A 25,804-nucleotide genomic window follows, 5' to 3' on the forward strand; every position below is an offset into this window, starting at 1 on the left:
CCTAGGATTCCCCCTATCACCTCAACCGGTCTGAATCGACAGGATCCCCATGAGCGACACTTCCTCCCCCTTCGGCTTCGAGCTCGTTCGGCGCGGATACGACCGCGGACAGGTGGACGACCGCATCACGAAGCTCGTCGCCGACCGTGACAGCGCACTGACGAGGATCACCGCGCTGGAGAAGCGCATCGAGGAGTTGCACCTCGAAACCCAGAACGCCCAGGCCCAGGTCAATGACTCGGAGCCGTCGTACGCGGGTCTCGGTGCCCGTGTCGAGAAGATCCTGCGCCTCGCCGAGGAGGAGGCGAAGGACCTGCGCGAGGAGGCCCGCCGCGCCGCCGAGCAGCACCGCGAGCTGGCCGAGTCGGCCGCCAACCAGGTGCGCAACGACGCGGAGGCGTTCGCCGCCGACCGCAAGTCGAAGGCCGAGGACGAGGGCGTCCGTATCGTCGACAAGGCGAAGGGCGACGCTTCGCAGCTCCGCGCCGACGCCACGAAGGACGCGCAGAACAAGCGCGAGGAGGCGGACGCCCTCTTCGAGGAGACCCGCGCCAAGGCCGCCCAGGCCGCCGCGGACTTCGAGACGAACCTGGCCAAGCGCCGCGAGCAGTCCGAGCGTGACCTGGCGGGCCGTCAGGCCAAGGCCGAGAAGCGCCTGGCGGAGATCGAGCACCGCGCCGAGCAGCTCCGCCTGGAGGCGGAGAAGCTGCGCACCGACGCCGAGCGTCGCGCGCGTCAGACGGTGGAGACCGCTCAGCGTCAGTCCGAGGACATCGTCGCGGACGCGAACGCGAAGGCCGACCGGATCCGCAGCGAGTCCGAGCGCGAGCTGGCGGCGCTCACCAACCGCCGCGACAGCATCAACGCTCAGCTCACCAACGTCCGCGAGATGCTGGCGACGCTGACCGGTGCCGCGGTCGCCGCGGCCGGTGCTCCGGCCGACGACGAGCCGATCTCGCGTGGCGTCCCGGCGCAGCAGTCCCGCTGATCTCCCGATCGGAAGCTCGGGCCCGGTCAGGAGCCACGGCCGAAGGAAGGGCCAGAGCGTCTGAACACGGGCTGAAGCCTCTGAACACGGGCTGAACGTTCGCCGACGGGTCGCCCGACACCCCCGCCCATCCCGGGCGGGGGTTTCGGTTTACTCCGGGGCGGTTGCTAGCCTCGCCACCATGATTGAGTTGCAGGGGCTCACCAAGCGGTACGGGGACAAGACCGCCGTCGACAATCTGACCTTCACCGTGCGCCCCGGCGTGGTGACCGGCTTCCTCGGGCCCAACGGCGCGGGCAAGTCCACGACGATGCGCATGATGCTCGGGCTGGACAACCCGACGTCGGGCAACGTACGCATCGACGGTCAGCACTACGCGCAGCTCAGCGAGCCGCTGAAGTACATCGGCGCACTGCTGGACGCCAAGGCCATCCACGGCGGGCGGACGGCGTACAACCATCTGCTGTGCCTGGCGCAGTCCAACCGCATTCCGCGGCACCGGGTGGACGAGGTGCTGGAGACGGTCGGTCTGACGGCCGTGGCGAAGAAACGTTCCAAGGGCTTCTCGCTGGGCATGGGCCAGCGGCTCGGCATCGCGGGCGCGCTGCTCGGCGACCCCGAGATCCTGATGTTCGACGAGCCGGTCAACGGTCTCGACCCCGAGGGCATCCACTGGATCCGCAACCTCATGAAGGGGCTGGCCGCGCAGGGCCGTACGGTCTTCGTCTCCAGCCACCTGATGAGCGAGATGGCGCTGACCGCCGAGCATCTGATCGTGATCGGCCGCGGCCGGCTGATGGCCGACACCTCGATGGCCGACTTCATCGAGAAGAACTCCCGCTCCTACGTGCGGATTCGCACCCCCCAGCCGGAGCGGCTGAAGGACGTGCTGGCCACGGCGGGGTTCACCCCGGTGACCACGAGTGACGGCACGTTCGAGATCCAGGACGGCGACACGGCGCAGCTCGGCGAGCTGGCCGCGCAGCATCAGGTGGTGCTGCACGAACTCAGCCCGCAGCGGGCATCGTTGGAGGAAGCGTTCATGCAGCTCACCGCGGACTCGGTGGAGTACCACGCGGGCGGTGTGCTCGCGCCGCCGCCCGGTCCGGGTGGTGCCGCGCCGCAACCCGGCGCCCCCGCCCCGCAGTGGGGTGCGGACTGGCGCAACTCCGGCTCCGGGAAGGGGAACTGACATGGCGTCTCCTACCGCCGTCCTCCAGTCGGAGTGGACGAAGATCAAGTCGGTACGTTCCACGGTCTGGACGCTGGCGCTCGCCTTCATCGTCACCGTGGGTCTGGGCGCGCTGATCTGTCTGGTGGTCAACAACACCTTCCACGACAGGTCCGCCACGGACAGGGCGACCTTCGACGCCACGAACACCAGCTTCTTCGGCATGTCGCTCGGCCAGTTGGCACTGATCGTCTTCGGTGTGCTGGTGATCTCCAGCGAGTACAGCACCGGCATGATCCGCACCTCGCTGGCGGCCGTCCCGCAGCGCGGGATGTTCTACTTCTGCAAGGTCGCCATCGCGGGCCTGCTGGGCCTGGTGGTCGGCATGGCCACCAGCTTCGTCGCGTTCTTCCTCGGCCAGGCGCTGCTCGGCTCGCACAAGACGTCGATCAGCGACTCGGGGGTGCTGCGGGCCGTCTTCGGCGCGGGGCTCTACATGACGCTGATGGTGCTGCTGTGCGTCGGCGCCGCCGCGATGATGCGCAGCCCGATGCTGGGTCTCGGCATCCTGATGCCGTTCTTCTTCCTGGTCTCGCCGATCCTGTCGGCGGTGCCGAAGGTGAAGACGTTCGCCAGGTACCTCCCCGACCAGGCGGGCCAGAAGATCATGCAGGTGGTGCCGGATTCGGGCGACCACACCGCGTACGGCCCCTGGGGCGGTATCGGCATCATGGCGATCTGGGTGATCGTGGCGCTGGTCGGCGGTTACGTGGTGCTGGCCAAGCGCGACGCCTGACGCGGTAGGGGGCCGCCTCCCGGGCGGCCCCGCACGTCGGCCGAGTCCCGATTGTCGCAATGGGGGCACCTCCCGGGTGCAACTCTGGGGGACTGTGGGGGGAACCAACCCCCACCGGCTACGCTTCCTCCCTCACGGGGGCGAGTCGCCTCCGTTGCAGCGAGGGGCGGAGCATGATCCAGGCAGTCGGCCTGACCAAGCAGTACGGCGCGAAAACAGCCGTGTACAACCTGTCGTTCCAGGTACGGCCTGGCACCGTCACCGGATTCCTCGGCCCGAACGGCTCGGGCAAGTCCACGACGATGCGGATGATCCTGGGCCTGGACGAGCCGACCTCCGGCCAGGTGACCATCGGCGGAGTGCCGTACCGGCGGCTGCCGAACGCGCCGCGCAAGGTGGGCGCGCTGCTGGACGCCAAGGCGGTGCACGGGGGCCGCAGCGCCCGCCAGCACCTGCTCTGTGTGGCGCAGCTCTCCGGCATCCCGGCCCGCAGGGTCGACGAGGTGCTGGGCGTCGTCGGCCTCCAGGACGTGGCCTCCCGCCGCTCGAAGGGCTTCTCGCTGGGCATGGGCCAGCGGCTCGGCATCGCGGGCGCGCTGCTCGGCGACCCGGAGGTGCTGCTCTTCGACGAGCCGGTCAACGGCCTCGACCCCGAGGGCATCCACTGGGTGCGCAATCTGATGCGCAAGCTGGCGAGCGAGGGCCGTACGGTCTTCGTCTCCAGCCACCTGATGAGCGAGATGGCGCTGACCGCCGACCACCTCATCGTCATCGGCCGCGGCCAACTGCTCGCCGACATGAGCGTCAAGGACTTCATCGCGCACCACTCGACCGGCTACGCGCTGGTCCGCACGCCCGCCGAGGGCGGTGAGCGGGAGAAGTTCAGCAAGGCGCTCACCGACGCGGGCGCCGCCGTACAGCCGGAGCAGGACGGCGCGCTGCGCGTCACCGGCCTCGAACTGCCCAGGATCAGCGACATCGCGTACGACGCCGAGGTCCGGATCTGGGAACTGTCGCCGCACCAGGCGTCGTTGGAGGAGGCGTACATGCGCCTGACCAGCGGCGCGGTCGACTACCGCTCGACGCAGGACCCGCGCCAGGGCCTCCAGCACGCGGCGCCGTACGCCGTCCAGGGCCCCGGCGGCTACGCGCCGCCGCCGGGAGCGCAGGGCTGGCAGCAGCCGTACGGGCAGCAACAGCCGTACGGGCAGCCGGGTTACGGGCAGCAGCAGCCCGGCTGGGGGTACCAGCAGCAGCCGGTGGCCGCGCCCGTACCGCAGCAGTCGTACGCTCCCCAGCCGCCGCCGGCCGCTCCCGCCGCTCCCGCACCTCAGCCCGCCGCACCCGCCGCCCTGAACATGGACAAGTCCGACAGCGAGGACGCCCGATGACCGCCCCGGCCCAGTTCCCGGCCTCCGCCCCCCACGGCGGCTACCAGCAACAGCAGCCGCCGCAGCCGCAGTTCGCCTCGCAGTTGCCGGTCGCGCAGACCACCCTCGGGCAGGCGGTGCGCTCGGAGTGGACGAAGATCCGGACGGTGCGCTCCACGGTGTGGACGCTCGGCGTGATGCTCGTCCTGGTCATCGGCATCAATCTGCTGGTGGTCGTGCCGATCGACCACAGCAACGACACCAGCGTGCCGGTGCTCGCGCCCGGCCTGTTCGGCCTGATCCTGGGCCAGTTGGCGATCATCACGCTGGGCGTGCTGGTGATCACCTCCGAGTACGGCACCGGCATGATCCGTACCACCCTGACCGCGTGCCCGCGGCGCTCGCGGGTCCTGACGGCGAAGGCGATCGTCTTCTTCCTGCTGTCTTTCGTGACCACCACGGTCGCCTGCACGATGACCGCGCTCATCAGTTGGAGCGTGATGTCCGGCAAGCGGGTCTCCGGATACGACCTGGAGGACCCGCACCCGGGCGTCGTCATCAAGGACGGCGTGACCGCCGCGAGCGGCACCGAATGGCTGGGCGCGACCGTCGGCGTCGGCCTCTACGTGGCGCTGCTCGGCCTGCTGGCGCTCGCCGTCGGCACGCTGCTGCGGCACTCGGCCGGGGCGATCACCACCATGCTGGGCGTCGTCCTGCTGCCGCTGCTGATCGCGATCTTCCTGCCGTCCAGCCTGGACGGGGCCCGCGACAAGCTGGTGCGGTTCTCCGCGCCCAACTCGCTGGCCTCGCTGTACCACTTCCCGATGATCGGCGAGGGCGACCAGAACGGCCTGCCCCAGCTCATCACGCTGGCCTGCGTCACGGCGGTGCTGCTGGGAGCGGCGTACGCGACCCTCAACAGCAGGGACGTCTGAGCGCCAGGAACGTCTGAGCGTCAGCAACGTCTGAGCGTCAGCAACGTCTGAGCGTCAGGGGCGTCTGAACACCGGCGCCGCCCGAGGCGTACCGGACGGCTCAGCCGCTTCAGCCGCCGCCGGACATGGCCCCGGTTCAGTGCCGGGGGGCGTTACGGGACCGCTGCACCTTGCTGGTGCGGCGGTCCCTCGCGTTCCAGCACGCCCGGTGCCAGTGCCGCCGGTCGTCCACTCCCCCGTACTCCCGCCAGGCCACCACGTGCCCGACGCCGGGCGGGATCTCCTGGTCGCAGCCGGGGCAGCGGTAGTGCTTGCCGGAGGCGCTGCCCGCGACCGGGCGCACCACCCACTCCTCGCCCTGCCACTCCACGGTGCTGCCGGCGCCGAACCCCGACTCCTGCTGCTCCGTACGGTCGGCGGGGCGGCCTCCGCCGGGCGGGCGGTTTCGACGCGGCGACACGGGACACCTCGCGCTCTGCTGGGCTTCGCGGACTCTCCGTCAAGGGTACGCGGCCGGTCGGTCCATACCGGAACACCCGCCTCGCGCACACCAGAACGGCTCATCTCCGATATGACTGCCGAAAATCATGAAAACGTCCCAGAAAGCCGTGCCTTTGGCACGTGCCAAGCGTTACCAAGGGAGGAGGGATGAGCAATGCGAGTTGGGACTTTCGTCATAGCGGCCCAGTTCCCCGGTCAGGGCCAGGGAGAGGCGCTGCACCGGGCGATATCCTCGGCCGAGGCCGCTGACGCCGCGGGACTTGACACGGTATGGCTGGCAGAGCACCACTTCGTCCCGTACGGCGTGTGCCCGTCGGCCGTCACCCTCGCCGGGCTGCTGCTCGGGCGTACGCGGCGGATCGGCGTGGGCACCGCGGTGAGCGTGCTGCCGACCGCGCATCCGGTGGCGCTGGGCGAACAGGCCGCGCTGCTGCACCTGGCGTCCGGCGGACGCTTCACCCTCGGGGTCGGCCGCGGCGGCCCGTGGGTGGACCTGGAGGTCTTCGGCACCGGACTGGCCGCCTTCGAGGCCGGTTTCCCCGAATCGCTCGACCTGCTGCTGCGCTGGCTGCGCGAGCCCGCGGTCGGCGCGGACGGTCCGCGCTACGCCTTCCGCGAGGTGTCCGTCGTACCGCGCCCCGACGAGCTGTACGACCCGGCGGCGGAGCCGGTGGCGGGCTCGGGGCCGCCCGTCGTGGTCGCCTGCACCTCCCCCGCCACCGTCCGGCTGGCCGCGGAGCGCGGGCTGCCGATGCTGCTGGGGATGCACTGCGGGGACGAGGAGAAGGCCGCGATGGTGGCGGTCTGGCGGGAGACGGCGCTGGCCGCCGGGCACTGCCCCGACGCCGTGTCGGCCGCCGGTCATGTCTCGGCGGGCGTGGCCCAGGTCGGGGACACCAGGTCGGACGCGGTGGAGACGCTGCTCAAGTCGATGCCCGGCTGGCTCCAGCGCGGGCTCGGCGCCCACCGCACGGTGGACGGCAGCGCGCGGGCCATGCGCGACCCGCACGCCTACACCGAACTGCTCTGTGATCTGCACCCGGTGGGTCCGCCGCGGCTGTGTGCCGACCGCCTCGCGGCGACCGCGGAACGGACCGGTATCACCCGGTTCGCCCTCCTGGTGGAGGGCTCGGGGGACCTCACCGCCACCTTGGACAATGTGGCCAGGCTGGGCGCCGACGTGCTCCCGGAACTGGCCTGATTACGCGGGCGGGTCCGGTTGCGGGAGCGGGCCGCATTGTGCCGACGCCCAGTGCGCGCTAGGGCCGTGACCGGCGGTGTTCGCCGGGCGGGGCGTTACGTCAGCAGTCCCTGAACTCCGGTGACTGGTTGAGCACTTGGGACCTGACGGAAGTGAACTTGCCGTAGCTCTCGGCGATCCCGGGGTCCACCGTGTCCAGTGGGAAGACCGCCACGCGGTGGCAGTTCTGGAAGGCGAGCCGCACCCCGAAGTGCCGCTGTAGGGCCCCTCGTATCGCGTCGCTGGCCAGTGCACGGAGCAACTGGCCGCGTTCCTTCTCGCTCGGCGGCGGCACCTGGTTGTCGGCGAAGGCTCCGCCGTCGACCTTGAGCTGTGCCACCAACGAGCTGATCATCTCCCACGCGTAAGGGAGGGACGTCCTGACGCAGTCGACGAATTCCTGTTCGTCGACCTCGCCTCGCTCGGCCTGTTCGAGGAGGGCCGGTGAGACGTCGAGCGACATGGGTACTCCTCTCGTGACCCCGTGATCACACGGAGCCAGACGGACGGGTTGCCAGCGGCCGGACCAGCGTTCCCGCACGTCCGGCCTCCGCTTCAACCGTAGGGTCGTTGGTCCGACCGCACCAGGAGGTAGCACACTTAACCGGCCAAGTTTCCGCAGTCGTCCGGAGTCGTACGCACAGGGGCGGACGGGACGTGCGGGGGCGAAAGGTGCGGCGGTGAATCACACGGGGCCGAATCGCGTACGGGGCGGCGCGTCCAGTAGCGTTGCGCACCATGCGTCTCGTCATCGCCCGCTGCTCCGTCGACTACGCGGGCCGGCTCTCCGCCCACCTGCCCTCCGCCACCCGGCTGCTGCTCATCAAGGCGGACGGCAGTCTGTCGGTGCACGCCGACGACCGGGCCTACAAGCCGCTCAACTGGATGTCCCCGCCCTGCACGCTCAAAGAGGGCGACGACGGCGTCTGGACGGTCGTCAACAAGGCCGGTGAGCAGCTCATCATCACCATCGAGGAGGTCCTGCACGACTCCTCGCACGAACTCGGTGTCGACCCCGGCCTGATCAAGGACGGTGTCGAGGCGCACCTCCAGGAGCTGCTGGCCGACCGGATGGAAGTCCTCGGCGAGGGCTGGACCCTGATCCGCCGCGAATACCCCACCGCCATCGGCCCGGTGGACATCCTGTGCCGCGACGCCTCGGGCGCCACCGTCGCCGTCGAGCTGAAGCGGCGCGGCGACATCGACGGTGTCGAGCAGCTCACCCGCTACCTCGAACTCCTCAACCGCGACCCCCATCTCGCCCCGGTCCGCGGGGTGTTCGCCGCCCAGGAGATCAAGCCTCAGGCCCGGGTGCTGGCCACGGACCGCGGCATCGGCTGTGTCGTCCTGGACTACGACGGCATGCGCGGCATCTCCGACGACAAGCTGCGGCTGTTCTAGCCCGCCCCTTTGCCTCACCGCTTTGGCCCGCGGCGCTGGTCCGCGGCTTCGAGGGAGTCGAGCCGGCGCGGGAGGCGGGCGCCGGCCCGGGCGGGGGTCAGTCGAGGCAGAATTCGTTGCCCTCCGGGTCGGTCATCACGATGTGGCCCGGACTGAGGAGGGCGGGCTCGTGGCGGGCGAGGCGGGTGGCGCCGAGGGCGACGAGGCGGTCGGCCTCCTTCTCGTGGGCCGCCATCCGCTCGTCGCCCTCCAGGCCGGGGGCGGCGCGGACGTCGAGGTGGACGCGGTTCTTGGCCTGCTTCCCCTCGGGGACGCGCTGGAAGAAGAGCCGGGGCCTGACGCCCGAGGGGTCGACGGCGGCGGAGCGTTCGTTGCGCAGCTCGGGCGGTACACCCATCGACTCCAGGGCCTCGTCCCAGGACGAGAAGCCCTCGGGCGGGTCCTGGAGCCGGTAGCCGAGGGCCTCGGCCCAGAAGACGGCCAGCGCGTTCGGGTCGGCGCAGTCGAAGGTGATCTGGATGTCGCGGACTTCCTGGTGCTCGTTCATGATCCCAGCGTGGCGCATATAGCGGACAGATACGTTCCGTGATGGCCGGGCGGTGTGGAACGATCACCCGATGACCGTAGAAGCGACGACCGAACGGGTGCTGCGGCTGCTGTCGCTCCTCCAGCACCGCTCGTCCTGGACGGCCGGTGAACTCGCCGCCGAGCTGGGCGTCACCGACCGCTCGGTGCGCCGCGACGTGGAGCGGCTGCGCGCGGTCGGCTACCCCGTGCACGCGGTCCCGGGCGTCGGCGGCGGCTACCGGCTCGGCGCGGGCACCCGGCTGCCGCCGCTGCTGCTGGACGACGACGAGGCCATCGCGACGGCGGTCTCGCTGCGGCTGGCGTCGGGCGGCACGGTCGCGGGCGCGAGCGAGGCGGCGCTGCGGGCCCTCGCCAAGCTCGACCAGGTGATGCCGCCCCGGCTGCGCGCCGAGGTGCGGGCCGTCCAGGGCGCCACCGACACCCTGGTGGGCCCCACCGACGAAGTCGACCCGGACCTGCTGATGACCTTCGCGCGGGCCTGCCGGGACACCGTACGCGTACGGTTCGCGTACAGCGGCCGGGACGGCGGCACGGCGCGCGAGCGTACGGTCGAGCCGGTGCGGATGGTCACCACGGGACGCCGCTGGTACCTGATGGCCTGGGACGTGGACCGCGACGACTGGCGCACCTTCCGGCTCGACCGGATGCGCGACGCGCAGACGACCACCTGGCGCTTCCGGCCCCGCGAGCACCCCGACCCGGTCGCCTACGTGCGGCGCTCCGTGACCGAGTCCCCGTACGCGCACCTGGCCCGCGTCCGGCTGCGCGCCCGGACGGAGCTCGTGAGCGACATGGTGCCGCCGCAGGTCGGACGCGTCGAGGACGACGAGCGCGACGGCTGGTGCGTCCTCGTCATCGGCGCGGATTCCCTGGAGGTGACCGCCGCCCGCGTGGCCGCGCTGGGCTTCGAGGCCGAGGTGCTCGAACCGCCGGAACTGCGCGAGGCCGCCGCCCGCCTGGCCCGCCGCCTCGCCGCCATGGCCGAGGGCGGCTGACCTCAGCCGGTCGGCGCGACGGTGTCCGTGGGTGCGGGGCCGGTGGTTCCGGGGCCGGTGGCTCCGGCTTCCGTCGTCGGCGGAGTGAAGGTGCCGGTCCTGGTGGGGGCGGCGCCGGATGGGGTGAGGTTCGGCGGAGAGGAGACGTCGGCCGAGGTGGGGTCGATGGGCGGAGTCGTCGTGTCCGTCGGCGCTGGAGTCGTCGTAGGCGGCGGCGTCGTCGGAGTTGTCGGCGGCGTCGAGGGTGTCGTCGGCTTTGTCGTACGCGTCGGCGGCCTCGACGTCTGCGTGGTGCGCGGCGGCGTCGGCGTATCGCCCGGTGCCGACGTCAGACCGCCGTCAGGGGGCGTGAACGGGGCTCCGGGGGCCGTTGTCGGGCCGCCCGTCGTCCCGGCCGGTGTCGACGGCGTCGGGGACGTGGCGGAGGCGGACGGCGAGGCGGCCGTGGGGCCGTCCGTCGAGGGATCGTCCGTCGGGGCGTCGGTCGAGGGGTCGTCCTGCTGGGCGGACTCGACCGGCTGGACCTGGTTGGGCTTGGGGCCGTCGCCCGAGGTGGCGCCCATGGTGACGATGGTGGCGAGAGCCGCCGCGAGCGCGACGCCGGTGCCGACCACCACCAGATTGCGGCGTCGGCGGTGCGTGGCGGGGCGCCCGGCCTCGCCCTGCGGTGCCGGGGCGCCGCTCTTGTTGATCACCGTCAGCGGCGTCGTGGCCGCCGTGATCGCGAGCGGCGCCGTACCGCCGGAGCCGCCCGGCGGGAGTTCGAGCAGCGCGGGCAGGTTCGGGAGGCCGCCGCCGTCACGGTCGTTGACCAGCGCGAGCGTACGGCGGCCGACGACGGTGCCCTGCCGGTCGGCGAGGGCCCCGCGCAGGGCGATGGACGCCTCCAGTTCGGCGCGGGCGCGGTCGGTGTTGCCGGTGCACAGCGCGAGGACGCCCAGCTCGTGGTGGAAGTACGCCTCTTCGGCGACCTCGCCCGACAGCCGTGCGGCCTCCTGGCCGATCCGCAGTGCCCGCTCCCAGGCGCCCCAGTGCAGCGCGGCGGCGAAGGCGGGCGCGACGGTGCGGGCGAGCAGGACGGCCGCGCTGGGGTTGCCGCCGTCGCGGCAGGCGGACATCGCGGCGAGGATCGCCTCGGACTCGGCGGCGGCGCGCTCGGGGCCGACCGAGGGGTGCCCGGTCCACCAGGCGTAGTGCAGGGCCGCGGTGTGCGACTGGACCGCGCTCAGCTCGCCGTCGGCGGTGAGCCGCGGCGCGAGCTGCTGGACGACTCCGGCGGCGAGGCGGAAGTGCGCGGAGACCGGTACGGCCAGGCCGACCGCGGTGAGTTCGCCGAGGGCCGCGTCCCCGTGGGTGTCACCGACGAGGGCGGGCAGGTGCGAGGGGTGCGGGCACTCGCCGTCGAGTGCCACGGCGAAGGCGAGGGCTTCGCTGGCCGATTCGCTCAGCCTGCTGGCGAGCAGTTCTGCGGGTGCCGCGCTCTCGGCGAGCGACGGCAGCGGCAGGTCGACGGGCGGGCCGGTGTATCCGGCGGGGCCGGGCTTGGCGGCGGACCCCGGTATCTCCGGTGTCGCGGGAGTCGCCGCGGTGTCCGGGCCGGTGGAAAGCGCGTCCTCGGGGTCCTCGGCGCCGTGCCCGGTGGGTGCGTCGGGACCCTGGAGTATGTCGAAGCCGGTGAGGTCGGGTATCGGCGGCGTTCCAGCGCCCTGCGGGCCGGTCGGCGAGCCGTTCTCCCACACCGAGTCGTCCCAGTCGGGCTCGGGCGGCTGGCGCAGCGCGTCCCGCTGCCGCAGCAGCGCGCCTGCCTGCACGAAGCGCAGCGGCAGGCCCTCGGACTCGAACCACAGGTCGGCCGCCCACGCGGTCTCGTCCTCGCCGAGGGGCCGCCCGGTGACGAATTGCAGCAGGTCGACGCAGGCGACGCGGGTCAGGCCCGACAGGAAGACCTCTTCGATCATCGAGTCGGCGGACGGTGTGGTGACGTCGGGTGTCGCGGACATCAGGAAGGCGCACTCGGGGGCCGCGGAGAGCAGTTCCTCCAGCCCCGCGCCGCCGAATTCCAGGTCGTCGATGACGACGACGGCGCCGGTGTCGCGCAGCAGGCCCGGCAGGTCCGCGCGGTCGGGGCGGTGGCCGTCGGTGGCGTAGACGGTGGCGAAGAGTTCCTGGAGCACGTCGGCGGGGGTGCGGCGGTAGCCGGACAGCCAGAGCACGCCGTCGGGGGCGAGGTCGGCGCAGGCGTTGGCGACGGATTCCAGCAGCGCGGTGCGGCCCGCGCCGGACGGTCCGGTGACCCGTACGGAACGGCCTCTGGCCAGCAGCCGGATCAGCCGCTCGCGCTCCTCGTCGCGCTCCAGCAGCGGCAGTTCGGGGGCGGGCGGTCCCGGCGGCGGCGACGGGCGGCCCGCGGCCAGGTGCGCGACGCGCTCCTCGGGGGTGCGGCGCAGCGGCAGCGGGCGCTCGGCGGGCGGGCAGAGGGTGACCTCGGTGCCGTCGATCGGGTTGACGGTCAGCAGGTAGTCGGAGGTGGTGACGCGCAGCACGCGGGCGTTGCCGCCGCTGGAGGCGCCGCCGAGTTCCGGGGTGAGCGGGTCGCGGGAGGCGCGGGGGCCGCGCAGCGCCAGGGTGCTGTCCGTGAGGGCGGGCAGGGACCCGGTGGCGGGGCCATTGCCGTTGCCGTGGCCGTGGCCGTGGTCGGCGGGGGCATTGAAATCGGAGCCGGAGCCCGCGGCGAAGTCGGAGCCGAAGCCGGTTCCCGGGCCGGGCGTGGGGGCCGGGCCGAAGTCGGCGGCGAAGTCCGCGCCGTGCCCGAATTCGACGCCCTGGCCGAAGTCGGGGCCGGTGGCGGGGCGCGCGTCGGCGTCGGCGACCGTCAGGTCGTCGACGTCCGGTATCGGGCGTTCGCCCGACTCGCCGGTGCGGTGGTCCATCTCGTACGCCCCCCAGGTGCGTGACGTGCGGGGGCCCGATCGGGCCGCCCTGTGTCCGCTGCCGGACCCGGCCCGATTCCCCTTTTCTGGCGTACGGGGTGGCACGCCTGCTGGCAATCTGCGGCAAACTCTAAAGGCTGCCACAGTATTCATGAAGTGCCGGGGCCACGGTGCCGCCCTTACGTCACCTTTCGGCCTCGATCGCGAGGATTCGGTGCAGCCGGGTGGCGACCAGCAGGCGCTGCATTCGCGGCGGGACCCCGCGCAGCACGAGCCTCCGGTTGGCGCGGCCCGCTCTGCGGTGGGCGCCCATGATCACGCCGAGACCGGTGGCGTCCCACGAGTCCAGCTCCGTGAGATCGAGCACCAGGTCCCCGCGGCCGGAGTCGACGGCGGTGTGCAGGGCCGAACGGGCGTCCGCCGCGCTCCGGACGTCGAGGCGGCCCCCGACGACCAGCTCGGCGTGGTCGCCCTTGATGTGCATAGTCGCTCCCCGAGGAGTGCCGGCTCGTGGGCCCGGCTCATGGCATGGCCGCCGCGGGACGGCGACGGCACGGATCATCCGTATGTCTTCACACAACTGACGGTCCGTCGTATGGAGAAGTTGCCGTCTGTGAGCGAACCGATACCGAATTCACTCCTGGGGGTGACGTTGTTTAGTACGCGTGCCCAGGATGCGCGTTCCGTACGGTGCCCCGGTGCGGGTGGAAACTCAGTACGAGTAGAAGCCCTTGCCGCTCTTGCGGCCGAGGTCGCCCGCGTCGACCATGCGGCGCATGATCTCCGGCGGCGCGAACTTCTCGTCCTGCGACTCGGTGTAGATGTTGTCCGCGGCGTGCAGCAGGATGTCCACGCCGGTGAGGTCGGCGGTGGTGAGCGGGCCCATCGCGTGGCCGAAGCCGAGCTTGCAGGCGATGTCGATGTCCTCGGCGGAGGCGACGCCCGACTCGTAGAGCTTGACGGCCTCGACGACCAGGGCCGAGATCAGCCGGGTGGTGACGAAGCCCGCCACGTCGCGGTTGACGACGACGCAGGTCTTGCCGATCTCCTCGGCGAAGGCGCGGGCGCGCTCCAGCGTGGCGTCGCTGGTCTTGTAGCCGCGGACAAGCTCGCAGAGCTGCATCAGCGGGACCGGCGAGAAGAAGTGGGTGCCGACGACGCGTTCGGGGTTGCGGGTGACGGCGGCGATCTTGGTGATCGGGATCGCGGAGGTGTTGGAGGCGAGGACCGCGTCGTCGCGCACGATCGTGTCGAGGGCGCGGAAGATCTCCTGCTTGACCTCGATCCGCTCGAAGACGGCCTCCACGACGATGTCCGCGTCCGCGGCGGCGTCGAGGTCGGTGGTCGCGGTGATCCTGGCCAGCGCCGCCTCGGCGTCCGCCGCGTCCAGCTTGCCCTTGGAGACGAACTTCTCGTACGAGGCGCGGATGCCGTCGGTGCCGCGCTTGAGCGCCGCGTCGGTGACGTCCCGCAGGACCACGTCGTACCCCGCCTGGGCCGACACCTGCGCGATACCGGAGCCCATCAGTCCCGCTCCGACGACGGCGAGCTTCTTCGCCACGGCACACACCTCTCCATTGGGGCCGAGCCATTGCGGCCGACTGGCCGAATTCGCTGATCTCGCCGGACCTTAACGCCCGTTCACCTCCGCGCGCAGCAGGAAGTAAGCGGTGTCACCGTGTGTCCTTCGTCGCACTGGGCGTCAACCGGCCGTCGGACGGGGGCGGGAGACGGCCCGTCGGGCGGGCACGCTCTACGCTCGACCGTATGGTCAACCTCACCCGCATCTACACCCGTACCGGCGACGACGGCACCACGGCGCTCGGCGACATGAGCCGGACCGCGAAGACCGACAGCCGGATCGCCGCCTACGCCGACGCCAACGAGGCCAACGCCGCGCTCGGTGTGGCGCTCGCGCTCGGCGCGCTGCCCGAGGAGGTCGCCACCGTCCTGGTGCGCGTGCAGAACGACCTCTTCGACGTCGGCGCCGACCTCGCCACTCCGGTGGTCCCCGACCCGGAGTACCCGCCGCTGCGGGTCGAGCAGACCTATGTCGACCGGCTGGAGGAGGAGTGCGACCGCTTCCTCGCCGATCTGGAGAAGCTCCGCAGCTTCATCCTCCCCGGCGGCACGCCCGGCGCCGCCCTGCTCCACCAGGCGTGCACCATCGTCCGCCGCGCCGAACGCTCCACCTGGGCCGCTCTGGAGGACCACGCGGACACGATGAACCCGCTCACCGCGACCTACCTGAACCGGCTCTCCGACCTGCTGTTCATCCTCGCCCGCACCGCCAACAAGTCCCGCGGGGACGTCCTGTGGATCCCCGGCGAGAACCGCTGACACCAGGGGCCCGACATGGTCCAGACCTCTTGACCGGTGGTCCAGACCTTTCTAGGCTCCGGCTGACCCATACGGCCGGGGGTCGACACCGCCGCCCGTCGGCCTCCGGTCCTCACCGGGCGCGCCCGGGAATCCGCCCGCGAATCCGCCCGGCCGAAACCCGCGCCGAGCGACGCACCGGCCCCTGAAACGCGCGAAGCCGCGCCTCCCAGAGGCACGGCAAGGAACAGGTGCTACGCCACGTTGACCCGCTGGCCGGGCGGCGCCGCTTCGAGCCAGGCGAGGAAACCCGTCAGGGCGTCGTCGCTCATCGCCAGCTCCAGCCGCGTGCCCTGATGCTCGCAGGAGAGCACCACCGCGTCCGACAGCAGGGCCAGCTCCTCCGAGCCCTGCGGGTCCCGGCGCCCCAGTACCTCGATCGCCGGACGCAGCAGCACCCGCCGCGGGCGGGGAGCGTACGAGAAGACCCGGAACCACTCCACCCGGTCACCGCTGTAGCGCGCGACTCCGTACACCCAGCCCTTGCCGCCACCGCCGGCCGGCTCCGCGTCCTGCTCGGGAGCGGGGCGCAGGCTGCAGTCGAAAGTGCCGCCTGGCCGTTGGATCAGCCGGCGGCGCAGTCCGAAGACGAAGAGTCCGAGCAGCGCGGCGGCGATCACCGCGCCACCCACCTCAAAGGAGAGGATCACGTCCACCGACCTCCTCGCCTAGAAATGGGTTACTGCCCTTGCTGTACCGGAGCCGCGGACCGCCCCAGGAGGGCAGTCCGCGGCACCGTGGTCGTTCGGTCACGCCTGGTACGTCTGCTGATGCGGTTGTGGTGGTGCGGTTGCCCCGGTCAGCCGGTCGCGCCGACCCGCGGACCGTCCTGCGGACCGGTCAGTGCGCTCCCGCGGCGGCGGCCAGCCGGACCTCGGCACGGCGCTCGGCCGCGGCGTCGGTCTCCGACTTCGACCGCTCAAGAGCACGCTCGGCGCGCGCCACATCGATCTCGTCCGCCAGCTCCGCGATCTCCGCGAGAATCGAGAGCTTGTCGTCGGAGAAGGAGATGAAGCCACCGTGCACGGCGGCCACGACAGTGCCGCCGTCAGAGGTGCGCACCGTCACCGGGCCGGACTGGAGCACCCCGAGGAGCGGCTCGTGTCCCGGCATGATGCCGATGTCACCCGACGTGGTACGGGCGATGACCATGGTGGCCTCGCCGGACCAGACACTACGGTCCGCGGCGACCAGCTCGACGTGAAGATCGGCCAAGACGGCTCCTCGGGTTGGCACCCACCGTCCTCAGTGGATGCGTAAGACACAGAATAAGGGGTGCGAGAGGGGGCGGGCGCCCCGGGGCTTCGCCACGGGACTCGCCGCCCCCCTTTTACGCTGTCGCGCGCGCTCCTACCGACGCGGACGCGCGGCCTGCGCGAGGCTCCCGCGTCAGTTGACGCCGAGCTTCGCCGCGTTGGCCTTGAGGTCGTCCAGGCCACCGCACATGAAGAACGCCTGCTCCGGGAAGTGGTCGTACTCACCGTCGGCGATGGCGTTGAACGCGGAGATCGACTCGTCCAGCGACACGTCGGAGCCGTCGACACCGGTGAACTGCTTCGCCGCGTGGGTGTTCTGCGACAGGAAGCGCTCGATCCGGCGGGCGCGGAAGACGGTGAGCTTGTCCTCTTCGCCCAGCTCGTCGATGCCGAGGATGGAGATGATGTCCTGGAGGTCCTTGTACTTCTGCAGGATTCCCTTGACGCGCATGGCGCAGTCGTAGTGGTCCTGCGCGATGTAGCGCGGGTCCAGGATGCGGGACGTGGAGTCCAGCGGGTCCACCGCGGGGTAGATGCCCTTCTCCGAGATCGGCCGCGAAAGCACGGTCGTCGCGTCGAGGTGGGCGAAGGTGGTCGCCGGGGCCGGGTCGGTCAGGTCGTCCGCGGGGACGTAGATCGCCTGCATCGAGGTGATCGAGTGACCACGCGTCGAGGTGATCCGCTCCTGGAGCTGACCCATCTCGTCGGCCAGGTTCGGCTGGTAACCCACCGCGGACGGCATACGGCCGAGCAGCGTGGAGACCTCGGAACCGGCCTGCGTGAAGCGGAAGATGTTGTCGATGAAGAACAGCACGTCCTGCTTGGCCACGTCACGGAAGTACTCCGCCATGGTCAGACCGGCCAGCGCCACGCGCAGACGGGTGCCCGGGGGCTCGTCCATCTGACCGAAGACCAGCGCGGTCTGCGGCAGCACGCCCGACTCGGCCATTTCCGCGATGAGGTCGTTGCCCTCACGGGTGCGCTCGCCGACACCGGCGAACACCGAGACGCCCTCGTGCAGCTTGGCCACACGCATGATCATTTCCTGGATGAGCACGGTCTTGCCGACACCGGCGCCGCCGAACAGACCGATCTTGCCGCCCTTGACGTACGGGGTCAGCAGGTCGACGACCTTCAGGCCGGTCTCGAACATCTCGGTCTTCGACTCGAGGTCGTCGAACTTCGGCGCCTTGCGGTGGATCGCCCAGCGGTCGGTGACCTCGGACTCGGCCTCCGGCTCGTTCAGGATCTGGCCCAGGGTGTTGAACACCCGGCCCTTGGTGACGTCGCCGACGGGCACCGTGATGCCGTCGCCGGTGTCGGTCACCGGGGCCTGGCGGACCAGGCCGTCGGTGGGCTGCATCGAGATGGCGCGGACCAGGCCGTCGCCGAGGTGCTGCGCCACCTCCAGCGTCAGCGTCTTCGTGCCGGACTCGGCGCCCGTGTCGGCCACGTCGACGTGCAGCGCGTTGTAGATCTCCGGCATCGCGTCGACGGGGAACTCCACGTCGACGACCGGGCCGATGACCCGCGCGACGCGGCCGGTGGCCGTAGCGGTTTCAACAGTGGTGGTCATAGTGGTTAGTCACTCCCCGCGTTCGCGTCGGCCAGCGCACTGGAGCCGCCGACGATCTCGCTGATTTCCTGGGTGATGTCGGCCTGTCGGGCCGCATTGGCAAGCCGCGTGAGCGACTTGATGAGGTCTTCCGCGTTGTCGGTCGCGGACTTCATCGCACGGCGGCGGGCCGCGTGCTCCGAAGCCGCCGCCTGGAGCAGCGCGTTGAAGATGCGGCTCTCGACGTAGCGAGGCAGCAGCGCGTCCAGCACACCCTCGGCGGAAGGCTCGAACTCGTAGAGCGGCAGGATCTCGCCCTTGGCGGCCCGCTCCTCGGCACCGGCGGCGGCCGTCTCGTCCAGCGAGAGCGGCAGCAGCCTGGCGTCGACCGGGGACTGCGTCATCATCGACACGAACTCCGTGAAGACGATGTGCAGTTCGTCCACGCCACCGTCGGCCGTGTCCTTGAGCACCGACTCGATCAGCGGCGCCGCGACCTTCTTGGCGTCGCCGTAGCCGGGGCTGTCGGAGAAGCCGGTCCAGGACTCGGCGACCGTCCGCTCGCGGAAGCTGTAGTACGCCACGGCCTTGCGGCCGATGAGGTACGAGTCGACTTCCTTGCCCTCCGCGCGCAGCCGCTCGATCAGCCGGTCGGCCGCCTTGATCGCGTTGGACGAGTAACCGCCCGCCAGACCGCGGTCGCTCGTGACGAGCAGGACCGCGGCGCGGGTCGGGTTCTCGGCCTCGGTGGTCAGCGGGTGCTTGGTGTTGGAGCCGGTCGCCACCGCCGTGACCGCACGGGTCAGTTCATCGGCGTACGGGGACGAGGCCGCCACCTGGCGCTGCGCCTTGACGATGCGCGAGGCGGCGATCATCTCCATCGCCTTGGTGATCTTCTTCGTGGCGGTGACGGACTTGATCCGGCGCTTGTAAACCCGAATCTGTGCGCCCATGCGATCAGCCCTCGACCAGCAGCGCGCCCGAGGACGTCTCGAACTGCTTCTTGAAGGCGGCGACCGCGTCGGTGAGCACCTCGACGGTCTCGTCCGGCAGCTTGCCGGTCTCGACGATCGCGGTGAGCAGCGACTTGTGCTCGCGGTGCAGGTAGTCGAGCAGCTCGCGCTCGAAGCGGCGGACGTCCTCGACCGGTACGTCGTCCAGCTTGCCGGTGGTGCCGGCCCAGATGGAGACGACCTGGTCCTCGATCGCGTACGGCGCGTACTGGCCCTGCTTGAGCAGCTCGACCATCCGCTGGCCGCGCTCGAGCTGGGCCTTGGACGCCGCGTCCAGGTCGGAACCGAAGGCGGCGAACGCCTCCAGCTCGCGGAACTGGGCCAGGTCCACGCGCAGCCGTCCGGCCACGCCCTTCATGGCCTTGATCTGCGCGGAGCCGCCGACGCGGGAGACCGAGATACCGACGTTCAGCGCGGGGCGCTGACCGGCGTTGAACAGGTCCGACTCCAGGAAGCACTGGCCGTCGGTGATGGAGATGACGTTGGTCGGGATGAACGCCGACACGTCGTTCGCCTTGGTCTCGACGATCGGCAGACCGGTCATCGAACCGGCGCCCAGGTCGTCGGAGAGCTTGGCGCAGCGCTCCAGCAGGCGGGAGTGCAGGTAGAAGACGTCGCCCGGGTAGGCCTCGCGGCCCGGCGGACGGCGCAGCAGCAGGGAGACCGCGCGGTAGGCGTCGGCCTGCTTGCTCAGGTCGTCGAAGACGATCAGTACGTGCTTGCCCTGGTACATCCAGTGCTGGCCGATGGCAGAACCGGTGTACGGGGCGAGGTACTTGAAGCCGGCCGGGTCGGACGCCGGGGCGGCGACGATCGTCGTGTACTCCAGGGCGCCGGCCTCCTCCAGCGAGGCGCGCACGCCCGCGATGGTGGAGCCCTTCTGGCCGATGGCGACGTAGATGCAGCGGACCTGCTTCTTCGGGTCGCCGGAACGCCAGTTGTCGCGCTGGTTGATGATCGTGTCGATCGCCAGGGCGGTCTTGCCGGTCTGCCGGTCGCCGATGATGAGCTGGCGCTGGCCGCGGCCGATCGGGGTCATCGCGTCCACGGCCTTGAGGCCGGTCTGCATCGGCTCGTGCACCGACTTGCGCTGCATGACCGTGGGGGCCTGCAGTTCAAGGGCGCGGCGGCCGTCGGTCTCGATCTCGCCGAGGCCGTCGATCGGGGTGCCGAGCGGGTCCACGACCCGGCCCAGGTAGCCCTCGCCGACCGCGACGGAGAGCACCTCGCCGGTGCGCTGCACCGGCTGGCCCTCCTCGATTCCGTTGAACTCGCCGAGGACGATCGCGCCGATCTCGCGCTCTTCCAGGTTGAGGGCGAGACCGAGGGTGCCGTCCTCGAACTTCAGCAGCTCGTTCGCCATGGCCGAGGGCAGACCCTCGACCTTCGCGATGCCGTCTCCGGCAACGCTGACCGTGCCGACCTCCTCGCGCGAGGCGGCGTCCGGCTTGTACGACTGGACAAAGGTCTCCAGCGCGTCCCGGATCTCCTCCGGCCGGATCGTGAGCTCCGCCATCTGGGTTCCCTGCTCTCCTTGTTGGGCCCGAAAGTCTTCTTGGGGGTTTCTGGGGTCAACCCCCAGAAAGGCTCTGTTAGGCTCCGTCGGCCCAACTCGGGCCGCTCGTACTGCGTCGTCGTGCTTCGTACTGCGTTCTGCGTGGCTGGCGCCGCGCGGTCCTGGTGGAGCGACCGGCTGTCAGCCCGCCATCCGCCGGGCCGCCTCGTCGAGACGGTCGGAGATGGCTCCGTTGATGACCTCGTCACCGACCTGCACCCGGACTCCGCCGAGGACCGTGGGGTCCACGTCCAGGTTCAGATGCACCTGGCGGCCGTAGATCCGGGCCAGCGCGGCGCCGAGGCGCTGCTTCTGCTGGTCACTGAGCGGAGTCGCCGACACCACTTCCGCGACCATCCGGTCACGGCGGGCCGCGGCCAGCTTGGACAGGGATTCGATCCCCGACTCCAGGCTACGTCCCCGCGGCGTGGTGACCAGCCGGACGACCAGCCGTTCGGTGACCGGATTGGCCCGCCCGCCGAGCAGCGTGTGCAGCAGTGCGGCCTTGGCCGGAGCGCCGACGACGCGGTCGGTGAGAGCGGAGCGCAGTTCGGTGCTGCCGGAGACGATCCGGCCGAAGCGGAACAGCTCGTCCTCGACGTCGTCGAGGTGACCGGCCCGCTGGGCGGTGGCGAGGTCGGCGCTCGACGCCAGCTCCTCGACCGAGTCGACCAGGTCGCGCGAGCGCGACCAGCGGGACCTGACCATGCCGGTGAGCAGGTCGAGGCTTTCGCCGCCGATCTGGCCGCCGAGGAGCTGCCGCGCCAGCGACGCCTTGGCCTCGCCGGACTTCGCCGGGTCGGTCAGGGCGCGACGGAGCGTGCCCTCGCGGTCCAGCAGCCCGGTGACGGCGGCCAGGTCCTCGGCGAGCTTGGCCACGTCGACGGACTGGACGTCCGTCAGCGCGTCGAGCCGTTCGCGGGCCGCGCCCAGCGCGTCGCGGCTCGCGCCGTTCATCGCGCCGCCTCGGCCGTCGCGGAACCGGCGGCGGGAGCCGCGTTGTCCAGGCCGTCGAGGAAGCGGTCGATGGTGCGGCTCTGCCGGGCGGAGTCCTCCAGGGACTCACCGACGAGCTTGCCCGCCAGTTCGGTGGCGAGCTTGCCGACGTCCTGGCGCAGCGCGGCGGCGGCGGCCTTGCGGTCGGCCTCGATCTGCGCGTGACCCGCGGCCACGATCTCCTCGCGCTGGCGCTGGCCTTCGGCCCGCATCTCCGCGATCAGCGCGGCGCCCTGCTCCTGCGCCTCCTGGCGCAGTCGCGCGGCCTCGTGCCGGGCCTCGGAGAGCTGCTCGCGGTACTGCTCCAGCGTCTGCTGGGCCTCGGCCTGGGTGGCCTCGGCCTTCTCCATGCCACCTTCGATGGCCTCACGGCGCTCGTCCAGAACCTTGTTGATGTTCGGGAGGAGCTTCTTGGCGAGGAAGAAGAAGACGATGGCGAAGGCGATCAGGCCGATGATGAGCTCGGGGATCGGCGGGATGAGCGGGTTCTCCGCTGTCGCCAGCGGTACCTGGGCGATCACATCAGTGCCTTCCGTCTAGGTTTCTGTTCGTCGGCCGGGATCAGGTGGCCGGGTAGACGAACGGCATGACCAGACCGATGAGGGCGAGCGCCTCACAGAAGGCGAAGCCGAGGATCTGGTTGGCGCGGATCAGACCGGCCGCCTCGGGCTGGCGGGCGAGGGCCTGGGTGCCGTTACCGAAGATGATGCCGATGCCGACGCCGGGGCCGATGGCCGCGAGGCCGTAACCGATCGAGCCGAGGTTGCCCTTGATCTGGGTGGCGGCGAGCGTCGCGTGCGCGAGAGCGGACATGCCGGTTCTTCCTTATCTTTCTCGGACCGGTGGGGGTTGGCCACCGGACATCTATCGGGTCGTGGGGGCGGTGCTCAGTGGTGCTCGGCGAGCGCGCCCTGGACGTAGCTACAGGCCAGGAGCACGAACACGTACGCCTGAACGGCCTGGATGAACAGCTCGAAGGCGGTCATCACGATGGTCATCACGAACGAGACGCCCGCGTAGGCGATGCCGATGCCGTTGAGCATGTACCAGCTCGCGATGGTGAACAGCAGCAGCAGCGTGTGACCGGCGAACATGTTGGCGAAGAGCCGGACCGCGTGGGTGAAGGGCCGCACCAGGACGTTCGAGAAGAACTCGATGGTCATGGAGAGCGGCAGCACGGCGCCGAGTGTCTTGTCGTAGCCGGTGATGTTCTTCAGGCCGCCGACGAAGCCGTGCTTCTTGAACGTCAGGTACATCCACGTGACGTAGACGATCGCGGCCAGCCCGACGGGGAAGGCGATGATCGACGTCACGGGGAACTGGGCGACCGGGATGACCGACCAGATGTTCATGATCCAGACGAAGAAGAACAGCGAGACCATCAGCGGGACGTACTTCTCGCCGACCTTCTTGCCGAGCGTCTCGTAGACGATGCCGCGGCGGACGAAGTCGTAGCCCGCCTCGCCCACCATCTGGACCTTGCCCGGGACCACCTTGGGCTTGTTGAACGCGGCCCAGAAGAATCCGACGACCACGATCGTGCTCAACAGCGCCAGCAGCATCGGCTTGTTGAAGTGGAAGCTGCCGATCGAGAAGATCGGCTCGAAGACGAACGAGTGCAGTCCGGGGGCCGGGAAGCCGCACCCGTCGAAGAGGTGGCAGTTCGTCTCGAAGGCGAGAACCTGGTCAGCACTCACCGCGAGCTCCTTCAGCGTGGCGCATGGGTACGGCAACCTCGATGTGTCGGCGGGCCTGACGGCCACGGAACGGCACTGGACTGGTGGGTCGGATGTGTACGCGGCGAGTCGGCGCTGAACCGAGCGGCAGGGCAGGCTTGAGCGCCGCTCGCGGCAGCTCCGCCGCAGTTGAGTCCGGACGATAGCAAACGAGCGGCAGGGTCTTTACACCGGCCCTACCGAACCCGCGGCTCACGACGGTGTTCCCGCCGACTCGGGCTCGACGTAAAGGATCTTGGTCTTCATGTGCGCGCGTGCCTGCGCGGCGATCCAGACGAGCGCCGCGGCCAGCAGCGAGAAGGCGAACGCGCGGGTGTTGAAGAGCGAGGTGTGCTTGAACACCGCGAGCACGATCGCCAGCAGCAGGATCTGCACGGTGTAGAGCACGAGGCCCATCATCTGGAACAGCGACGGGTACGCCTTGGCGGTGCGCTGGAGCACCACCATCCCGATCGCCATGAAGGCGATCACGACCAACGTGCCGGCGGCGGCGCCGATCGCTCCCTTGCCACCGGCCACCGCTCCGCTCACAGCGGTGGCGATGACACCGGCCGCGGCAGTGGGGACGGTGCAGTTGAGGAGAGTTCGGACGTCGTTGGACTGCATGGTGGCAGCTCCTCCGGCGGGAGTTGGGGAAAGCGGGTGTCGTCGGAGACGAGCGTAATCCGGGTTTGGGGACGTGCCTCACGCCGGAAGACCATCTCACTACGGTCTTTCGGCTTGTTTCCCGGGTTTCGTGAACGGTATCACAAAGTATTTAGCCAGGGCTTTACCATGGAGATGTGCTCACTGTCACACGGGAGAGGTATCGACACGCCGTTCAACTGACGTCCTATTTGCCCACTTCGGGGAAATTGCCGGATATGCCGGACTTAAAGGACTTTATCGATGACGGTCAACTACCGGCCGCCGACGCCGCTCAGAGCCTGCCCGACACCTACCGGCGGCTCTCGACGGGACGCCGGTCCGGCAGCCGCGAACGGTCGCCGATCGCGGTCGATCCGTGCAGCGGCGGACGGTCCTCGGAGCGCATCTCCCGCTCGGCCGCGGCAGCGGCGGCGGCCAGCCGGCGGCGTCGGCGCCGGTAGCGCGGCGGTACGAACGCCTCGGCCCAGCGCGGCGCGCGCGGCCGGAACCGCGGCAGCAGCAGGACCAGCAGACCCAGCGCGCTCAGGCCGACGATCACCATGACGATGCCGAGGCTGGAGGAGTTCACCGAGAACGCCACCGCGGAGAAGGCGAACAGCGCCGACCAGAAGTACATGATCAGCACGGCCCGGCTGTGCGAGTGCCCGATCTCCAGCAGCCGGTGGTGCAGGTGGCCGCGGTCGGCGGCGAACGGCGACTGCCCCTTCCACGTCCTGCGGACCACGGCCAGCACCAGGTCGGCGGCCGGGATCGCGATCATCGTCAGCGGCAGCAGCAGCGGCATGTAGACCGGCACCATGAAGTGCACGGTGCTGCGGCTGGAGCCGGTGAAGTCGGTGATGGCGTCCGGGTCGACCTGCCCGGTGATGGAGATCGCGGACGAGGCGAGCACCAGGCCGATCAGCATCGACCCCGAGTCGCCCATGAAGATCCGCGCCGGGTGGATGTTGTGCGGCAGGAAGCCCACGCACATGCCGATCAGGATCGCGCTGAACAGCGTGGCGGGCGCGGCGGCCTCGACGCCGTAGCCGTACCACATGCGGTACGCGTACATGAAGAACGCGATGGCGGCGATGCAGACGACGCCCGCGGCCAGACCGTCGAGGCCGTCCACGAAGTTGACCGCGTTGATGGTGATGACCACCAGCGCGACCGTCAGCAGCGTCGACTGGATCGGGGTGAGCGCGACCGGGCCGACACCGGGCACCGGCAGCCACAGAATGGTCAGGCCCTGGAAGACCATCAGACCCGCGGCGATCATCTGCACGCCGAGCTTGACCAGCGCGTCGACGCCCCACTTGTCGTCCAGCACACCGAGCAGCCAGATCAGCCCGGCGCCGGACAGCAGCGCGCGCGGCTCGTTGGACTGCGAGAACACGTCCCCGATGTTGCTCAGGTGCGCGGCGACCAGCAGACCGGCGCACAGACCGCCGAACATCGCGATGCCGCCCAGCCGGGGCGTGGGCTCGCGGTGCACGTCACGCGCGCGGATCGGCGGCATGGCGCCCGCCGCGATGGCGAACTTCCGTACCGGGCCGGTCAGCAGATACGTGACGGCGGCGGCGACGCACAGGGTCAGCAGATACTCGCGCACGAGCAGCCTCCGACGACTTCGGGGGCGTAGCAGCGCTGCGCACACGTCCGGGGGATCCTCACAGCGTCACACCCTAGTGGTGGCCGGGCCGAGACGGCGAACATCAATCAAGACTCACAGGGAGGGCTCACGGTTGCACACCGGCTGTACGGGGAAT

The 25,804-nt window shown here is 70.5% G+C and carries 26 protein-coding genes; 9 read left to right on the forward strand and 17 right to left on the reverse strand.

Going from position 1 to position 25,804, the window contains the following annotated elements:
- The first annotated feature begins 49 nt into the window (after positions 1 to 49).
- The 5 genes from ACIO6U_RS28940 (at position 50) to ACIO6U_RS28960 (ending at position 5,260) form a co-directional block, all read left to right on the forward strand.
- Positions 50 to 988, forward strand: a complete 939-nt coding sequence (locus tag ACIO6U_RS28940; protein WP_188281921.1) for a cellulose-binding protein — start codon at positions 50 to 52, stop codon at positions 986 to 988.
- 181 nt (positions 989 to 1,169) lie between these two features.
- A complete protein-coding gene (locus ACIO6U_RS28945) occupies positions 1,170 to 2,180 on the forward strand; it encodes an ATP-binding cassette domain-containing protein (protein WP_355344135.1) in 1,011 nt (336 codons plus the stop codon).
- 1 nt (position 2,181) lies between these two features.
- Positions 2,182 to 2,955 (forward strand): ABC transporter permease, encoded by a 774-nt coding sequence (locus tag ACIO6U_RS28950; protein WP_355344138.1) that lies wholly within the window; start codon positions 2,182 to 2,184, stop codon positions 2,953 to 2,955.
- A 173-nt stretch (positions 2,956 to 3,128) separates the two neighbouring features.
- Positions 3,129 to 4,346: an ABC transporter ATP-binding protein gene (locus ACIO6U_RS28955; RefSeq protein ID WP_401723546.1), complete on the forward strand. Its 1,218-nt coding sequence runs from the start codon at positions 3,129 to 3,131 to the stop codon at positions 4,344 to 4,346.
- Positions 4,343 to 5,260: an ABC transporter permease gene (locus ACIO6U_RS28960; RefSeq protein ID WP_391044602.1), complete on the forward strand. Its 918-nt coding sequence runs from the start codon at positions 4,343 to 4,345 to the stop codon at positions 5,258 to 5,260. The genes ACIO6U_RS28955 and ACIO6U_RS28960 overlap by 4 nt, the downstream gene beginning before the upstream one ends.
- Positions 5,261 to 5,396: 136 nt before the next feature.
- On the opposite strand, the gene ACIO6U_RS28965 is transcribed toward ACIO6U_RS28960, so the two are convergent.
- Positions 5,397 to 5,720, reverse strand: coding sequence for an ATP/GTP-binding protein (locus tag ACIO6U_RS28965; RefSeq protein ID WP_355344147.1), 324 nt, complete (start codon positions 5,718 to 5,720; stop codon positions 5,397 to 5,399).
- 195 nt (positions 5,721 to 5,915) lie between these two features.
- Here ACIO6U_RS28965 and ACIO6U_RS28970 point away from each other — a divergent pair, with 195 nt between their 5' ends.
- The gene (locus tag ACIO6U_RS28970) at positions 5,916 to 6,962 is read left to right on the forward strand and encodes an LLM class flavin-dependent oxidoreductase (RefSeq protein ID WP_355344150.1); all 1,047 of its coding nucleotides are present in this window, start codon (positions 5,916 to 5,918) and stop codon (positions 6,960 to 6,962) included.
- A gap of 100 nt (positions 6,963 to 7,062) precedes the next feature.
- Here the strand turns inward: ACIO6U_RS28970 and ACIO6U_RS28975 are convergent, their stop codons facing one another.
- The gene (locus ACIO6U_RS28975) at positions 7,063 to 7,464 is read right to left on the reverse strand and encodes an SCO5389 family protein (protein ID WP_188281928.1); all 402 of its coding nucleotides are present in this window, start codon (positions 7,462 to 7,464) and stop codon (positions 7,063 to 7,065) included.
- Positions 7,465 to 7,739: 275 nt separating this feature from the next.
- Between ACIO6U_RS28975 and nucS the strand changes: the two genes are divergently transcribed.
- Complete coding sequence (nucS, locus tag ACIO6U_RS28980) at positions 7,740 to 8,402, forward strand: endonuclease NucS (protein WP_355344154.1); 663 nt, start codon at positions 7,740 to 7,742, stop codon at positions 8,400 to 8,402.
- Between the two features lie 97 nt (positions 8,403 to 8,499).
- Here the strand turns inward: nucS and ACIO6U_RS28985 are convergent, their stop codons facing one another.
- Positions 8,500 to 8,949, reverse strand: coding sequence for a VOC family protein (locus ACIO6U_RS28985; RefSeq protein ID WP_355344157.1), 450 nt, complete (start codon positions 8,947 to 8,949; stop codon positions 8,500 to 8,502).
- Between the two features lie 70 nt (positions 8,950 to 9,019).
- Between ACIO6U_RS28985 and ACIO6U_RS28990 the strand changes: the two genes are divergently transcribed.
- A complete protein-coding gene (locus ACIO6U_RS28990) occupies positions 9,020 to 9,985 on the forward strand; it encodes a YafY family protein (protein WP_355344160.1) in 966 nt (321 codons plus the stop codon).
- Between the two features lie 2 nt (positions 9,986 to 9,987).
- Here the strand turns inward: ACIO6U_RS28990 and ACIO6U_RS28995 are convergent, their stop codons facing one another.
- From ACIO6U_RS28995 to ACIO6U_RS29005, 3 genes are all read right to left on the reverse strand, one after another.
- On the reverse strand, positions 9,988 to 12,915 hold the full coding sequence (locus tag ACIO6U_RS28995) for an ATP-binding protein (protein WP_401723552.1): 2,928 nt from the start codon (positions 12,913 to 12,915) through the stop codon (positions 9,988 to 9,990).
- A 184-nt stretch (positions 12,916 to 13,099) separates the two neighbouring features.
- Positions 13,100 to 13,399, reverse strand: a complete 300-nt coding sequence (locus ACIO6U_RS29000) for an STAS domain-containing protein (protein WP_188281939.1) — start codon at positions 13,397 to 13,399, stop codon at positions 13,100 to 13,102.
- A gap of 228 nt (positions 13,400 to 13,627) precedes the next feature.
- Complete coding sequence (locus ACIO6U_RS29005; RefSeq protein WP_401723555.1) at positions 13,628 to 14,476, reverse strand: 3-hydroxyacyl-CoA dehydrogenase family protein; 849 nt, start codon at positions 14,474 to 14,476, stop codon at positions 13,628 to 13,630.
- A gap of 206 nt (positions 14,477 to 14,682) precedes the next feature.
- Between ACIO6U_RS29005 and ACIO6U_RS29010 the strand changes: the two genes are divergently transcribed.
- Positions 14,683 to 15,255 (forward strand): cob(I)yrinic acid a,c-diamide adenosyltransferase, encoded by a 573-nt coding sequence (locus tag ACIO6U_RS29010; protein WP_355344170.1) that lies wholly within the window; start codon positions 14,683 to 14,685, stop codon positions 15,253 to 15,255.
- A gap of 233 nt (positions 15,256 to 15,488) precedes the next feature.
- Here ACIO6U_RS29010 and ACIO6U_RS29015 read toward each other — a convergent pair whose 3' ends face one another.
- The 11 genes from ACIO6U_RS29015 to ACIO6U_RS29065 form a co-directional block, all read right to left on the reverse strand.
- Positions 15,489 to 15,944 carry a DUF2550 family protein gene (locus tag ACIO6U_RS29015; RefSeq protein WP_391044592.1) on the reverse strand — a complete coding sequence of 152 codons (456 nt, stop codon included), beginning with the start codon at positions 15,942 to 15,944 and terminating at the stop codon, positions 15,489 to 15,491.
- A 190-nt stretch (positions 15,945 to 16,134) separates the two neighbouring features.
- Complete coding sequence (locus tag ACIO6U_RS29020; RefSeq protein WP_355344176.1) at positions 16,135 to 16,509, reverse strand: F0F1 ATP synthase subunit epsilon; 375 nt, start codon at positions 16,507 to 16,509, stop codon at positions 16,135 to 16,137.
- 174 nt (positions 16,510 to 16,683) lie between these two features.
- Positions 16,684 to 18,126 (reverse strand): F0F1 ATP synthase subunit beta, encoded by a 1,443-nt coding sequence (atpD, locus tag ACIO6U_RS29025; protein WP_355344179.1) that lies wholly within the window; start codon positions 18,124 to 18,126, stop codon positions 16,684 to 16,686.
- A gap of 5 nt (positions 18,127 to 18,131) precedes the next feature.
- The gene (locus ACIO6U_RS29030; RefSeq protein ID WP_355344182.1) at positions 18,132 to 19,058 is read right to left on the reverse strand and encodes a F0F1 ATP synthase subunit gamma; all 927 of its coding nucleotides are present in this window, start codon (positions 19,056 to 19,058) and stop codon (positions 18,132 to 18,134) included.
- 4 nt (positions 19,059 to 19,062) lie between these two features.
- Positions 19,063 to 20,634 carry a F0F1 ATP synthase subunit alpha gene (gene atpA / locus ACIO6U_RS29035; protein WP_355344185.1) on the reverse strand — a complete coding sequence of 524 codons (1,572 nt, stop codon included), beginning with the start codon at positions 20,632 to 20,634 and terminating at the stop codon, positions 19,063 to 19,065.
- A gap of 180 nt (positions 20,635 to 20,814) precedes the next feature.
- Positions 20,815 to 21,630, reverse strand: a complete 816-nt coding sequence (locus ACIO6U_RS29040) for a F0F1 ATP synthase subunit delta (RefSeq protein ID WP_355344188.1) — start codon at positions 21,628 to 21,630, stop codon at positions 20,815 to 20,817.
- The gene (locus ACIO6U_RS29045) at positions 21,627 to 22,190 is read right to left on the reverse strand and encodes a F0F1 ATP synthase subunit B (RefSeq protein ID WP_188281951.1); all 564 of its coding nucleotides are present in this window, start codon (positions 22,188 to 22,190) and stop codon (positions 21,627 to 21,629) included. Before ACIO6U_RS29045 ends, ACIO6U_RS29040 begins: the two co-directional genes overlap by 4 nt.
- 40 nt (positions 22,191 to 22,230) lie before the next feature.
- Positions 22,231 to 22,482 carry an ATP synthase F0 subunit C gene (gene atpE / locus ACIO6U_RS29050; RefSeq protein WP_188281952.1) on the reverse strand — a complete coding sequence of 84 codons (252 nt, stop codon included), beginning with the start codon at positions 22,480 to 22,482 and terminating at the stop codon, positions 22,231 to 22,233.
- A 74-nt stretch (positions 22,483 to 22,556) separates the two neighbouring features.
- Complete coding sequence (atpB, locus tag ACIO6U_RS29055; RefSeq protein ID WP_391044822.1) at positions 22,557 to 23,381, reverse strand: F0F1 ATP synthase subunit A; 825 nt, start codon at positions 23,379 to 23,381, stop codon at positions 22,557 to 22,559.
- A gap of 216 nt (positions 23,382 to 23,597) precedes the next feature.
- Complete coding sequence (locus ACIO6U_RS29060) at positions 23,598 to 24,011, reverse strand: hypothetical protein (protein ID WP_188281953.1); 414 nt, start codon at positions 24,009 to 24,011, stop codon at positions 23,598 to 23,600.
- Positions 24,012 to 24,342: 331 nt separating this feature from the next.
- Entirely contained in the window at positions 24,343 to 25,647 is a 1,305-nt protein-coding gene (locus ACIO6U_RS29065) for an MraY family glycosyltransferase (protein ID WP_391161540.1), read from the reverse strand.
- Between the last annotated feature and the right edge of the window lie 157 nt (positions 25,648 to 25,804).

Source organism: Streptomyces sp. NPDC087422 (assembly GCF_044744145.1).
Taxonomy (GTDB): domain Bacteria; phylum Actinomycetota; class Actinomycetes; order Streptomycetales; family Streptomycetaceae; genus Actinacidiphila.

What these genes read in the sequence shown, in the direction of transcription:
- ACIO6U_RS28940 (WP_188281921.1), top strand. Translation starts at nt 50, where the DNA reads ATGAGCGACACTTCCTCCCCCTTCGGCTTCGAGCTCGTTCGGCGCGGA.
- ACIO6U_RS28945 (WP_355344135.1), top strand. Translation starts at nt 1,170, where the DNA reads ATGATTGAGTTGCAGGGGCTCACCAAGCGGTACGGGGACAAGACCGCC.
- ACIO6U_RS28950 (WP_355344138.1), top strand. Translation starts at nt 2,182, where the DNA reads ATGGCGTCTCCTACCGCCGTCCTCCAGTCGGAGTGGACGAAGATCAAG.
- ACIO6U_RS28955 (WP_401723546.1), top strand. Translation starts at nt 3,129, where the DNA reads ATGATCCAGGCAGTCGGCCTGACCAAGCAGTACGGCGCGAAAACAGCC.
- ACIO6U_RS28960 (WP_391044602.1), top strand. Translation starts at nt 4,343, where the DNA reads ATGACCGCCCCGGCCCAGTTCCCGGCCTCCGCCCCCCACGGCGGCTAC.
- ACIO6U_RS28970 (WP_355344150.1), top strand. Translation starts at nt 5,916, where the DNA reads ATGCGAGTTGGGACTTTCGTCATAGCGGCCCAGTTCCCCGGTCAGGGC.
- ACIO6U_RS28975 (WP_188281928.1), bottom strand. Translation starts at nt 7,464, where the DNA reads ATGTCGCTCGACGTCTCACCGGCCCTCCTCGAACAGGCCGAGCGAGGC.
- nucS (WP_355344154.1), top strand. Translation starts at nt 7,740, where the DNA reads ATGCGTCTCGTCATCGCCCGCTGCTCCGTCGACTACGCGGGCCGGCTC.
- ACIO6U_RS28985 (WP_355344157.1), bottom strand. Translation starts at nt 8,949, where the DNA reads ATGAACGAGCACCAGGAAGTCCGCGACATCCAGATCACCTTCGACTGC.
- ACIO6U_RS28990 (WP_355344160.1), top strand. Translation starts at nt 9,020, where the DNA reads ATGACCGTAGAAGCGACGACCGAACGGGTGCTGCGGCTGCTGTCGCTC.
- ACIO6U_RS28995 (WP_401723552.1), bottom strand. Translation starts at nt 12,915, where the DNA reads ATGGACCACCGCACCGGCGAGTCGGGCGAACGCCCGATACCGGACGTC.
- ACIO6U_RS29000 (WP_188281939.1), bottom strand. Translation starts at nt 13,399, where the DNA reads ATGCACATCAAGGGCGACCACGCCGAGCTGGTCGTCGGGGGCCGCCTC.
- ACIO6U_RS29010 (WP_355344170.1), top strand. Translation starts at nt 14,683, where the DNA reads ATGGTCAACCTCACCCGCATCTACACCCGTACCGGCGACGACGGCACC.
- atpD (WP_355344179.1), bottom strand. Translation starts at nt 18,126, where the DNA reads ATGACCACCACTGTTGAAACCGCTACGGCCACCGGCCGCGTCGCGCGG.
- ACIO6U_RS29030 (WP_355344182.1), bottom strand. Translation starts at nt 19,058, where the DNA reads ATGGGCGCACAGATTCGGGTTTACAAGCGCCGGATCAAGTCCGTCACC.
- atpA (WP_355344185.1), bottom strand. Translation starts at nt 20,634, where the DNA reads ATGGCGGAGCTCACGATCCGGCCGGAGGAGATCCGGGACGCGCTGGAG.
- ACIO6U_RS29040 (WP_355344188.1), bottom strand. Translation starts at nt 21,630, where the DNA reads ATGAACGGCGCGAGCCGCGACGCGCTGGGCGCGGCCCGCGAACGGCTC.
- atpE (WP_188281952.1), bottom strand. Translation starts at nt 22,482, where the DNA reads ATGTCCGCTCTCGCGCACGCGACGCTCGCCGCCACCCAGATCAAGGGC.
- ACIO6U_RS29060 (WP_188281953.1), bottom strand. Translation starts at nt 24,011, where the DNA reads ATGCAGTCCAACGACGTCCGAACTCTCCTCAACTGCACCGTCCCCACT.